General features: G+C 65.6%; 8 protein-coding genes. 3 read left to right on the top strand and 5 right to left on the bottom strand.

From position 1 onward, the window contains the following. Positions 1-188: 188 nt before the first annotated feature. Together HA399_RS02385 and HA399_RS02380 are read left to right on the top strand one after the other, a co-directional pair. Complete coding sequence (locus HA399_RS02385; protein WP_404325931.1) at positions 189-1,607, top strand: exonuclease SbcCD subunit D C-terminal domain-containing protein; 1,419 nt, start codon at positions 189-191, stop codon at positions 1,605-1,607. Continuing rightward, positions 1,604-5,161, top strand: a complete 3,558-nt coding sequence (locus HA399_RS02380) for an AAA family ATPase (RefSeq protein ID WP_404325929.1) — start codon at positions 1,604-1,606, stop codon at positions 5,159-5,161. The genes HA399_RS02385 and HA399_RS02380 overlap by 4 nt, the downstream gene beginning before the upstream one ends. A gap of 27 nt (positions 5,162-5,188) precedes the next feature. Here HA399_RS02380 and HA399_RS02375 read toward each other — a convergent pair whose 3' ends face one another. The 3 genes from HA399_RS02375 to HA399_RS02365 form a co-directional block, all read right to left on the bottom strand. After that, positions 5,189-5,938, bottom strand: coding sequence for an endonuclease V (locus tag HA399_RS02375; RefSeq protein ID WP_404325928.1), 750 nt, complete (start codon positions 5,936-5,938; stop codon positions 5,189-5,191). Positions 5,939-5,991: 53 nt separating this feature from the next. After that, positions 5,992-6,564: a hypothetical protein gene (locus tag HA399_RS02370; protein WP_404325927.1), complete on the bottom strand. Its 573-nt coding sequence runs from the start codon at positions 6,562-6,564 to the stop codon at positions 5,992-5,994. A gap of 187 nt (positions 6,565-6,751) precedes the next feature. After that, positions 6,752-8,458, bottom strand: a complete 1,707-nt coding sequence (locus HA399_RS02365; protein WP_043333127.1) for a DEAD/DEAH box helicase — start codon at positions 8,456-8,458, stop codon at positions 6,752-6,754. A gap of 591 nt (positions 8,459-9,049) precedes the next feature. On the opposite strand from HA399_RS02365, the gene HA399_RS02360 reads away from it, so the two are divergent. After that, the gene (locus HA399_RS02360) at positions 9,050-9,571 is read left to right on the top strand and encodes a YaiI/YqxD family protein (protein ID WP_084589335.1); all 522 of its coding nucleotides are present in this window, start codon (positions 9,050-9,052) and stop codon (positions 9,569-9,571) included. A 71-nt stretch (positions 9,572-9,642) separates the two neighbouring features. On the opposite strand, the gene HA399_RS02355 is transcribed toward HA399_RS02360, so the two are convergent. After that, entirely contained in the window at positions 9,643-10,653 is a 1,011-nt protein-coding gene (locus tag HA399_RS02355; protein WP_404325926.1) for a glutathione S-transferase family protein, read from the bottom strand. 148 nt (positions 10,654-10,801) lie between these two features. Beyond that, a complete protein-coding gene (locus tag HA399_RS02350; RefSeq protein ID WP_404325925.1) occupies positions 10,802-11,707 on the bottom strand; it encodes a LysR family transcriptional regulator in 906 nt (301 codons plus the stop codon). Positions 11,708-12,058: the final 351 nt, after the last annotated feature.

Genomic DNA, 12,058 nt, shown 5'->3' with positions numbered 1-12,058 from the left:
TTGTCGATTTTGCCCGTGGAAGGCCTTGATCCAGATCATCTGCCTGATAATGCGCCGCACCTTGAGCGGCTTGAGGCCGTGCCCTCTTCCGCCCCAGCGAAGCCAGACCGTACACTGGGCAGCATTTCACCCGGCCCGGCTTGCCCCAGCCCCAGCCGCCGGCCAGACGACTTCGCAAGGACCCCATCGTGAGCTTCCGCTTTCTGCACACTTCCGACTGGCATCTCGGCCAGAGCTTTCACGGCCAGAGCCGACACGTCGAGCATGCTGCCTTTCTCGACTGGCTGCTCGGGCAGCTCAAGACTCTAGCGCCGGATGCGCTGCTGATCGCCGGAGACCTGTTCGATGTGGTCAACCCGAGCCTGGCCGCCCAGGAGCTGCTCTACGACTTCATCGTGCGCGCCCACGAGCAGGACGCGGCGCTGGAGATCGTGATGATCGCCGGCAATCACGATTCCGGCTCCCGCATCGAGCTGCCGGCCGCGCTGCTGGCACGACTCAAGACCCATGCGCTGGGTCGCGTGCGCTGGGTGGATGACTCCGCCGACGGCGGCGATGCCCACAGTCTCGACTGCCAGCATCTGCTGGTGCCCCTGCATGATCGTGACGGCAAGCGCCGCGCCCTGTGTCTGGCGGTGCCCTTCCTGCGCCCGGCCGAGGTCACTGGCCTGAGCAGCGGCGAGCAAGCCGAGCAGGAAGGGCAAGCAGCAGGCAAGGCCGAACGCAGCCGCAGCGAGGCCTACCGCGACGGCGTGGCCCGCGTGCACCAGCAGCTGGTCAGTGCTGCGCGCGCCGCCCGCCAGCCCGGCGAGGCGCTGATCGCCATGGGCCATGCCCACATGCGTGACGGCGAGGTGTCCGAGAACAGCGAGCGCCCGATCCTGATGGGTGGCGAAGAGGCGCTCTCGACCAGCCTGTTCCCCGACGACATCGCCTATGTGGCGCTGGGCCACCTGCATCGCCCGCAGCGCGTGGGTGGCGAGGAGCGCATCCGCTATTGCGGCACGCCGCTGGCGATGGACTTCTCCGAGGTCGACTACGGTCACCGCATCCTCGATGTCACGCTCAGCAATGAGAGCCTGGAGAGGGTCGAGGAGCATCGCGTGCCCTGCCATGTCGCGCTCACGCGCGTCGGGCCTGCGCCACTGGCCGAGATCACCACCCAGCTCACGGCGCTGGTCGCCGAAGCGCAGGCGGATCTCGAGCCGACACGCTGGCCGTGGCTGGAAGTGACCGTGCAGCTGGAAGCCCCGCTCATCGACCTGCGCGCCCGCATCGAGGCACTGCTGGAAGGCGCGCCGCTGCGTCTGATCAAGCTGGTCACCCGCTACCCGGCGCCCAGTGCCGAGCATCGCGCGCCGAAAGGCGTGAAGCTCGATGAGCTGGGGCCGATGGGGCTGTTCGAGCGTCACTATCGCGCCACCTATGACAGTGAGCCGGACCCGACGCTGGTCGAGGATTTCGCCCAGCTGCTCGAGGAAGTCGAGGCCGCACGCGCGACGCGTCTCGAAGGCGAGCCGGCCACCCGACCCGCTCGCAAGGCCGACAAGGCGGCTTCGATAGACAAGACAGCCTCGGCAGACAAGGCCAAGGGAGGTCAGGCATGAAGATTCTCGCCCTGCGCCTCGACAACCTGGCGTCGCTTGCCGGCACGCATGAAGTCGACTTCGAGAAGGCGCCGCTGTCCGATGCCGGCCTGTTCGCCATCACCGGCCCCACCGGGGCCGGCAAGAGCACGCTGCTCGATGCCCTGTGTCTGGCGCTCTATGGCACCACGCCGCGCCTGCGCCAGACGCCGAGTGGCGGCCAGCTGGAGGATGTCGGCGAGCATCAGTTGACGCTCAAGGACCCGCGCAGCCTGCTGCGGCGTGGCTGCGGCGAAGGCAAGGCCGAGGTGGATTTCATCGGCCGCGATGGCCTGCGCTATCGCGCCAGCTGGACGGTCAGCCGCGCGCACGGCAAGCCCGGTGGGCGCCTGCAGAATGCCAAGCAACATCTCCAGTTGCTGCCCACCGGCGATGACACCCAGCCGGCTCAGACCCTCAACACCACCAGCAATGACGCCAAGGCGTTGATCATCGACAGGCTGGGGCTCAATTTCGAGCAGTTCACCCGCGCCGTACTGCTGGCGCAGAGCGAGTTCAGCGCCTTCCTGCGTGCCAATGACAATGAACGCTCGGAGTTGCTGGAAAAGCTGACCGATACCGGCCATTACTCCGAGATCTCGATGGCCGCCCATGAGCGCGAGCGCGCCGCCCGCGAGGCCGTCAATGAACTGGAACGCAAGCTGGAAGGCCAGCTGCCGGCCAGCCCGCAGGAGCGTCAGGCGCTCGAGGAGGAGGTCCGCCTGCGCCAGACGGCCATGACCCGGCTCAGCGAACAGCATGATGCGCTGACGGCCTATCACCAGTGGACCACCACGGCGGGCGAGCTCGAACAGGCACTGCGTCAGGCGCAACAGGAGCAGACCGAGGCCCACGCCGCCAGCGATGGGCTTTCCCGTCAGCGCGAACAACTCAGCGCCCTGGAGGCCCTCGCACCGATTCGCCCTGCCCTGCTGCGCCTCACGGCGATCGCGCCGCAGCATGCGCAGCTGGTCACGCAACTGGCCCAGCTGGAGCAGCAGCTCGGCACTCTGTCGCCTAGGGTTGAGCAGGCCAGAGCCGCCAGGCACACCGCCGATGAACGCATGCAGCGCTGTGATACCTGGCGCGGCGAGCAACTGCCGAAGCTTGAAGAGGCACGTCAGGTGGCCTCGCGCCTTTCGCAACAACGCGAAGCACACGCCAGCCAGCAGAGTGAACAGCACCGCCTGCGCGACACGCTCGGCCAACATCAGCAGGAGCTGGAGGCACAGGATCGCCAGCGCCAGCAGCTGGAGCAGCAACTTCAGCAGCTGCAGGCGACGCTGGTCGACGAGTCAGGCCAGCCGCTGCGCGATGCCGAAGACTATCGTGACCAGCTGCAACGTCAGCGCGCTGCACTACTGGAGCTCAAGCCCGTACTCAGCGAGCAGATCAGTGGCCTGGCCCGCCGTGATGAGGTGCAGCAGCGTCTTGTCGAGCTGGAGCAGCAACTGCCCCGACAGCAACAGGCGTTGCGGGATGTGGCTGCCCGGCAGGCGCAGGCATTGCAGGCCCGCGACCAGACGCGCCACGAGGAAGACGCCGAGCGCCGCCAGCAGGAGCAGGAGCGTCTGGCGCGCAGCGACAACGTGATGGCGCTGCGCCGTGGGCTGGTCCAGGGCGAGGAGTGCCCGGTGTGCGGCAGCCACGAGCACCCCGCCGCCGGCCAGGCCGCACCGGCCGAGGCGCTGATCGCTCAGCTGGAGCAGCAGGCTCGCGAGCGTCTTGACCAGCGCCGCCAGGCCACGGCCACCGCACAGCAAGCCATGGAGACGGCCAGTCACGAGCATGCCCGCCTCGAGCAGCAGCTCGGCTATCTGCAGCAGGAACAGACCCAGCTGCACACGGAGCTGCAACGCCTGCAGCAGCAGGCGCAGAGCTGCCAGACGAACCTGACCGAGCTTCTGGCCCGGCACTCGCTGTCGGAGCAGCCCCAGCTTGCCCCCTTGCCGCAGCTGCCGGCTGCCCACGCACTGCAACTGATCGAGCAGCGCCTTGGGGAACTGGACGCCCGCCAGAACACGCTGGTGTCGACACTGCGTCAGCTGACACCGCTGCGTGAGCAACGCCAGGCACTGGCAACACGTCACGCCACGCTGACGACGCAATGCCAGCATGGCGAGGCGCAGCTTCAACAGTGTGAGACGCAGATCACTGCGCTGGCGCGCGAGATCGAACAACTCAGCGCCACGCTTGCCCAGCAGCTGAGCGCAGACCCCAAGCGACAGCATGCCAGCGTGAGCGACTGGTCTGACTGGATCGAGTCGCTGACCACCCGGATGCGCAACGAGCAAGAGGATGCGCGGCAGGCACTGCAGGAATTGAGCGACCAGCAACAGCAGCTGACGCAGCAGCAGGCCAACCTGCAGCAACGCCAGACGGAGCTGCGCGAAGAGCAAGACTCGCTCGACCGCGAACGCGTGCATTGGCAGACAGCGAATCCCGGCCTGGATGACGCGCGTATCGCGGAGTTGCTGGCCGTCGAGGATCACGAGCTGCAGGCACTGCGCCAGCAACTGCGCAGTGCCCACGAGCGCGTCGCACGCGCGGATGCCCTGCGTGAGGAGCGCAATGCGCGCCAGCTCAAACACTGGCAGACCGCTCGAACCTCCAGCTGGCAGACGGTACTCGAGCAGCTGGCAGCGCCCACCGTGGAGACGTCAGGAGCAGGTACCGCTGGAGAAGGTCCGGCGGGAGAAGGTGTGGCAGGAGAAGGCACGGCGGGAACTGAAGAGATGGGCGTCATCCGCGCTCAGGCCCAGCAGACACTGGCGCTACATGCTCGCTTGCAGGCTCATGTGCAACCCCCACAGGAAGATGCCGCTGGTGCGCCGGAGGATGCGCAGCCACAGCCCGAGGAAGACACCCACGCGCTTGGCGAGGCGTTGGCCACTCTGAGCGCGGCGCTCAAGACACCGCTCACTGCCGTGCGCGAGGCCCATCAATCGGCGCAGGCGGCGATACTCAATGATGATCAGCGCCGCAGCGGCAGCGCCGAACTTGGCGAGCAGCTGGCCCGCGCCCGCGCAGTCCATGAACGCTGGGGCGCGCTGTCGGAGCTGATCGGCAGTGCCAGTGGTGCCAAGTTCCGCACCATCGCCCAGGCTTTCAACCTCGAGCGCCTGATCGAGCATGCCAATCTGCATCTGGCCAATCTGGTTCGTCGCTATCGTCTGGCACGCGGCGCCAGCCCGCTTGGGCTGGTGGTGGTGGATACCGAGATGGGTGACGAGCTGCGCAGCGTACACTCGCTGTCCGGCGGCGAGACCTTCCTGGTCTCGCTGGCGCTGGCGCTGGGCCTGGCGGGCATGGCCTCCGGTGAGCTGCGCATCGAATCGCTGTTCATCGATGAAGGCTTCGGCAGCCTCGACCCGGATTCGCTGGCCCTGGCGATGGAGGCGTTGGATGGCCTGCAGGCCAGCGGCCGGCGCGTCGGGGTCATCTCGCATGTGGCCGAGATGCATGAACGCATTCCGGTGCGTATCGCGGTGCGCCCCTCGGGCAACGGCCAGAGCCGACTGGAGATCGAAGGCTAGCGGCGGCCAGGCGTCACGAAGCCAGGTTCAGCGAAGCCGCTTGAGGCGCCGGCTGGCGAGCTGATCCGCCAGTCGGGTCGGCTCGGGCAGCTTGGTCTTGCCCAGGCAATGCAGGGTCATCGCCAGCGCTGTGTCCAGGTTCATGCGCTGGCCCGGCGAGACGAACACCGGCTTGACCTTCGCGCGTGAGCGCAGCACGGCGCCCAGCTGGCTGCGCTGTTCGCGTTTGGGCAGCTCGGTATTCTCGATGATGCCGAGCTCGTCATCCGCCTCACGCACGCGATCGGTCAGCGCGACCCAGTCGCCGCGCTCATCGCCCGGTTCGCCATGCTTTCCGCAAAGGCGCTTCTTGGCCACGCCGAAGGATGGCAGGCCACACCACAGGCCGAGATGCGCCGCCACGCCCAGACGGCGCGGGTGCGCGATGCCATGGCCGTCCACCATCAGGCATTCGGGCGCACGCTCCAGCGATTCGAGGGCGGCGATGGCGGCGGGCAACTCCCGAAACGACAGCAAGCCCGGAATATACGGCATGCGTGTCGGCTGACGGATCAGCTGCTGCTCGAGGGGCTCCAGCGACGCCAGATCCAGCGTCACCACCGCCGCGCGTGTCACCTCGCCCCCATCCTCGAAGCCGATATCGACCCCCGTGATGGTCGCTGGCCACTCGCCGGGGCTTGCTCCCCAGGGCGGCGTCAGCGTCAGTCGAGTGGCCATTTCGCGTTGCTTGGCAACGGCGGCGGCAGGGTCGAGATTCCAATCGTGCAGTGCAGTCATCCACTCACTCATGCATTCCCTCACGGTGGTTGCGGGTCTCTCCCCCTCAGATGCTATCGATCGCCCTCACCTTCAAGCTGCTTGCCCAGTGAACGCAGCACCTCCGCCGCCTGATTGCGGAAGGTGTCCAGCCCGTTGCCGACCTCCCCCATGCTGCGTTCCAGCTGGCGTGACAGGCGATTGGAAAGCGGCTGGTCCGCGCGGGACGTCAGCTGCTCCGGCGTCATGTCGAGCACCAGACGGTAACGGATGTCGCCGGGGGCCTCGGCTGCCAGCGGGTCACTGACCGCCTCACGAGTGAAGCGCGCGAAGTCGATGCTGGCCGCCTTGTCACCGCCGTCAGGGCGAATCAGCAGGCGATGGATCTGACCACGGGTGTCACTGAGCACATCCTCGACCTTGCCCAGCGCCTCGCCCTGCGGTGAGACCACCGGCGCCAGACGCAGGGCCTCCAGCGAGACCAGCGGGACGCGAATCTCCGGCGTGGCGCTGCTGGCGGGCATGCCGGACTCGGCGTGGGCCGCACTGAGCGACAGCCAGGGGGTCGCCAGCAGAGCGCACAGCATCAGCTGGCGGGCAGGCGTGGCCTGCAGGCCACGGCGCAAGGCATCGAGTGAAGAGATCATGTGGGCATCCTCGGGAAATGATGAGCGGTAGACCTATGATGAGCCGTGGACCTATGCCAGCACAGGATACCAGCCCCAGTGACGCCTTTCGTCCAGGCACAAAAAAACCGGTACCTCGTGAGAGGTACCGGTTTTTTCAGAAGCCGTGGCCAGCACTGCGATCAGTGCCGGCCCGACTCAGGCCTGATCAGGCGCGACGACGGTCGTCGTTGCCACCTTCACGGCGCTGCGGACGAGCGCCCGCACCGTCTTCTGCCAGTTCCAGCGGACGGCCAGCGACGCGAGCACGCGCCATCTTGGACACGATGCTGGTCGGCAGACCGCTCGGCAGTTCCACGACACTATGCGTGTTGCGGATGTCGATGCGACCGATGCGTGAACCTTCGATGCCGCCTTCGTTGGCGAGAGCGCCAACCAGCTGGCCCGGCTTGACGCCGTCACGGTGGCCGACGGCCACACGGTAGAGCTTCATGCCTTCACGTGCGACCGGCGCGGAGTTGCGACGCTCACCGCGTTCCGGACGCTCAGTGCGCTCACCGCGCTCGGAACGCTCGTTGCGACGCGCACCCGGCTTCGGCAGAGACTGGATCGGCGTCTCTTCGGCGCGAGCCATCTTGACGAAGACAGCGGCCAGCTCGACCGGATCGTGACCTTCTTCGACCAGGCTCTGGACCAGAGCGCGGTGACCGTTGGAGCTGCTGCCCAGGGCTTCGACGACGCGAGCACGGAAGGCGGCGTCACGGTGGCCACGGATCTCTTCTTCGCTCGGCAGCTGGCGTTCGGTGATGCGCTGGCCCAGGGCCTGCTCCATCCAGCGAACCTTGCGCATTTCGCGACCGCTGACGAAGGTGATGGCGCGACCTTCACGACCGGCACGGCCAGTACGGCCAGTACGGTGGACGAAGGATTCGCTGTCACCCGGCAGGTCGTAGTTGAAGACGTGGGTGATACGCGCCACGTCCAGACCACGAGCGGCGACGTCGGTCGCGACCAGCACGTCGACCTTGCCACGCTTCAGGCGAGTCACGGTGCGCTCGCGCAGGGACTGGTCCAGATCACCGGACAGCGCTGCCGCGGAGATACCGCGAGCGATCAGCTGTTCAACGACAGTGGTACAGGCGGCACGAGTGCGCACGAAGACGATGGCCGCATCGACGGTCTCGACTTCCAGCAGACGGGACAGCGCTTCCAGCTTGGCGCCGCCTTCGACACGCACCATCATCTGTTCGATGGTGGAAGCGGTACGCGATTCGGACTTGATGGCAACCTTGACCGGATCAACCAGGTAGCGGTTGACGATACGCTCGATCTCGGTCGGCAGCGTTGCGGAGAAGAAGACGCGCTGCGCTTCCTTCGGGGTATCGGCGACGACGCGCTTGACGTCATCGATGAAGCCCATGCGCAGCATCTCATCGGCTTCATCCAGGACGAGGGCTTTCAGGCCGTTCAGGTTCAGGCTCTTGCGGTCCAGGTGGTCGATGACACGACCCGGGGTGCCGACGACGATCTGCGCGCCGCTCTTGAGGCTACGCATCTGCTCGCGGTAGTCCTGACCACCGCAGAGAGTGGCCACTTCCAGGCCACGCATGAACTGACCGTAACGTGTGAAGTTGACGGCGACCTGTTGGGCCAGCTCACGGGTCGGGGCCAGCACGAGAACCTGCGGTTCACGGCGGTCGAGGTCCAGACGGGTCAACAGCGGGAGTGCAAAGGCAGCGGTCTTGCCGGTACCCGTCTGTGCCTGGCCGATCATGTCACGGCCTTCGAGCAGACTCGGGATGGTCTGAGCCTGGATCGGGGACGGAGTTTCGTAGCCCAGCTTCTCGAGAGAGGTCAGGACGGCAGGCAGCAGGGCAAGATCGCTGAAGCGATCGACGACGGAAGTCGTGGTCATGTATATCTCACACCTAAATGGCTACAAGTAAGGCTTGCAGCTGAAGAATGGGTCGGGTTGAACCGACACGAAGCGTAAGGGCTCCGTCTGGCGATGCAGTCAGGCACGAGGCGCTGGCATCATCAGAAAAAACGTACGAGTGCTGGACGTCTTGGCATGGACGGGCCCGGGTTGCTCTGAAGGTGGACGCAATTCCACTTTCAGGCACAACGCTGCGGCGACCGTACAGCAACCAGAGGCTCTTCTACTCAGAGTCTCGGGGCGCTCCATCATGCACACTGTGGACAGGGACGGGTCTTGCATCGCGGCGGCCGGACATCGATCGAATCGAGGGGTCACGGATGGCTGGGGCAAGCTACGCCACGCGGTCCGGGAGGCGCGAAATACCGGCTGATGGCCACAAGAAACGGCGATCACGTCGGGCTCGGCTACTCAGGATGGTGGGTCACTACATGCGAGGAGCTGGCATTCTAGCAGCCTCTCACGCATTCTGCATCCTTTCTTTTGACCTTGGTCGCAGGCCGACTGCCCTCGGGCAGGCATGCGCCTCGCCATCACGACTCGCTGAACAGCCGCCTGACAGGAGCCTGCATGACTGACGCGCAAGACCATGACGCCCCCTCCCCACAACATCCCGCCGAGCATGTCACCACGCTGTGGGTCGACGCCGATGCCTGTCCGCGCGCCGCGCGCGACATCCTGGTGCGCGCGGCGGAACGCACCGCGACCCCTACCTGGTTCGTCGCCAATCATCAGGTGCCGCTGCCGCGCTCGATGCACGTCAAGGCGCTGTCGGTCCCACAAGGGGCCGATGCTGCCGATCAGTTGATCGTCGAGCGCGCCCACCCCGGCGACATGGTGATCACCTCCGACCTGCCGCTGGCGCTGGAGGCGATCGAGAAAGGCGCGCTGGTGATGACGACCCGCGGCGAAGCGCTGGACAGCAACAACATTCGCGCCAAGGTGCAGATGCGCGACTTCATGGAGAGCATGCGCTCCAGCGGCGAGCACACCGGCGGCCCCTCCGCCTATGGCCAGCGCGAGCAACGCGACTTCGGCAATGCACTGGACCGCTGGCTGGCCAAGATCAGACGCCCGACACCGCGCGCCTGACCCAACCGCCGCTGCTCGCCATCAACTCGGGCGCCATCGACTCGGGCGCCATCAACTCAGACTTCAAAACCTCAGGCGTGACGGCGAATGCCCTGGCCCGGCAGACGCTCGCGGTCATGGGGAGCGTCGAGCGCCAGACTCGGGCCAACCGGCACGATAGCGGTGGGATTTATGGTCTGCTGACTGGCGTAATAGTGGATCTTGATATGCGCAAGATCGCAGGTCTCGGCGATGCCCGGCCACTGATACAGCTCGCGCAGATAGTGCGAGAGGTTGGGATAGTCGGCGATACGGCGCTGATTGCACTTGAAGTGCCCAAAGTAGACGGCATCGAAGCGGATCAGGGTGGTGAACAGGCGGATGTCGGCTTCGGTCAGCCATTCACCGGTGAGATAGCGCGAGTCGGCCAGCCGGCGCTCCAGTGAATCCAGGCACTCGAACAGCGCCGTGAAATGACGCTCGTAGACCTCCTGCCGCGTGGCGAAGCCGGTCTTGTAGACGCCATTGTTGACCTTGTCATAGACCTCGGCATTGATGGCATCGATCTCGCCGCGCAGGTCTTCGGGATAGAAGTCCAGATCATTGCCGGTCAGCGAATCGAAGGCGCCATTGAAGATGCGCACCAATTCCGCCGACTCGTTGTTGACGATGCGACCTGTCTGCTTGTCCCAGAGCGCCGGCACGGTGACACGGCCGGTGTAGTGCGGGTCGGTCAGAGTGTAGAGCTGGTGGTGGTAGCGCACGCCATTGATCGGGTCACCGCTGGAGCCTTCTTCCTCGAGATAGCTCCAGCCATGTTCGAGCATCAATGGGCTGGTGTAGGACATGCCGACCAGCGGCTTGAGTCCCTTGAGAGAGCGCATGATCAGCGCGCGGTGCGCCCACGGGCAGGCCAGCGAGACGTAGAGATGGAAGCGGTCTGCACTGGCGGGCACGGCCGCTTGTCCCTGCGGCCCCTCGAGCGGGGCATCGGGCGCCACGACCCAATCCCTGAGTCGCGCGCTCTCGCGCTTGAATTCACCGCCGGTGCTGTCGGTGTCATACCAGCGATCCTGCCACTTGCCGTCGACCAGTAAGCCCATCTTGCACGCTCCTTAATATGGCTGAGGGATGCCCCCAGCCTAAGAGTCGAGCGCGACAGCGCAAGCGAATTCACTGCGTGGCAACGATCGAGTTTCTCGAACGATCACGTTGTGCGATCCCTGTGCTTTCTCAAGCTCTGCACGCTTTTCAGGAACGCCGCTCGCTGGCATCGCGCTCGACGGCAGCGTGCAGCTGCGCCTTCATCGCGCGGACGGCAGGACCCGCGCGATCATCGTCCGGCAGATAGAGCATCAGCGACACTTCGTGCTCGCCGCCATTGGCCAGCGGCAGTGGCAGCAGCCGCCCCCGGTCCAGAGCCTCGCTCATGCGGGTGCGGGGCAACCAGGCGAAGCCCAGTCCGCGTTCGGCAAGATCGACTGACGTGGCCAGGTGGCTCACCGTCCAGCGCGCCTCGGCCTTGAGCCAGCCGGCATCCATGCCGCTGGAACGGCTGCTGTCGCGCACCACCAGCTGGCGATGCTGCACGAGATCACGCAGATCCAGCGGCCGTCCGAGAGCATGCAGCGGGTGCCCCGGCGCCGCCACGGCGATGAAGGTTTCACGCAGCAACGGGGTGCCGAGATGGCCATCCAGCATCAGACCGCTGATCAACAGGTCCGCTTCCTTCTCCTCGAACAGCTCGCGCCCGCCGGTCAGCGTCGTCTCGTGCAGCTGGACACGCACCTGAGGGTAGACCGTCGAGAAGGCTTCCAGCGCCCGTGCCAGCACATCCGGCGGAAACAGCTGATCCACCGCGATGGCGATCTCGCTCTCCATGCCTGCCGACAACGCATCGGCCACATCCTCGAGTGCCCGCGCATTCTCGATCAGCTGACGCGCCCGGCGCAGCAGCAATTCACCCGCCTCGGTCAGCCGGACATTGCGCCCGACCGGCTCCAGCACCTGCACGCCCAGCAAGGCCTCGAGGCGATGCACGGCGTGATTCAGGGTCGAGGGGCTCTTGTGGATCGCGGTCGCCGCGCGCGCGAAGCTGCCATGGTCCACCACGGCGGCCAGCATCTGCCACTGAGCCAGTGTCACGCGTGACGACATCGGGATTCCTCTTGCAGAACGTACGGGAGTGCACGGGGCAATCCTGACATGCCAGGCGCAAAAAACCAGACACCTGATACTGCAACCCGACGGGAGCAAAAGAGCATTCTGTGCTGTCAGACTCCCGACATCTGGTCGCAATCCTCGGACATCAGGACGGCATCCTCTGAAATGCAGGAGGCCAAATACGCTATTTTGCGTAACTTTACAAAATTTAACACCAAGCAGGATTTACTGCCTGAACAGCGTTTCCTAAGCAAAAATGGCGCTATTTTCGCCAGACCTCATGTTGCCGGTACCGCCAATTGCGCCGTCAATGATCTAAACAGGGTTGAATTACTCATACTGGAC

Origin of the sequence: Cobetia sp. UIB-001 (genome assembly GCF_044789135.1) — a bacterium.
Lineage (GTDB): Bacteria > Pseudomonadota > Gammaproteobacteria > Pseudomonadales > Halomonadaceae > Cobetia > Cobetia amphilecti.
The sequence above is the reverse complement of the archived record's forward strand: the minus strand, read 5'-3'. Positions and strand labels throughout refer to the sequence as shown.

What these genes read in the sequence shown, in the direction of transcription:
- HA399_RS02380 (WP_404325929.1), top strand. Translation starts at nt 1,604, where the DNA reads ATGAAGATTCTCGCCCTGCGCCTCGACAACCTGGCGTCGCTTGCCGGC.
- HA399_RS02375 (WP_404325928.1), bottom strand. Translation starts at nt 5,938, where the DNA reads ATGACTGCACTGCACGATTGGAATCTCGACCCTGCCGCCGCCGTTGCC.
- HA399_RS02370 (WP_404325927.1), bottom strand. Translation starts at nt 6,564, where the DNA reads ATGATCTCTTCACTCGATGCCTTGCGCCGTGGCCTGCAGGCCACGCCT.
- HA399_RS02365 (WP_043333127.1), bottom strand. Translation starts at nt 8,458, where the DNA reads ATGACCACGACTTCCGTCGTCGATCGCTTCAGCGATCTTGCCCTGCTG.
- HA399_RS02360 (WP_084589335.1), top strand. Translation starts at nt 9,050, where the DNA reads ATGACTGACGCGCAAGACCATGACGCCCCCTCCCCACAACATCCCGCC.
- HA399_RS02355 (WP_404325926.1), bottom strand. Translation starts at nt 10,653, where the DNA reads ATGGGCTTACTGGTCGACGGCAAGTGGCAGGATCGCTGGTATGACACC.
- HA399_RS02350 (WP_404325925.1), bottom strand. Translation starts at nt 11,707, where the DNA reads ATGTCGTCACGCGTGACACTGGCTCAGTGGCAGATGCTGGCCGCCGTG.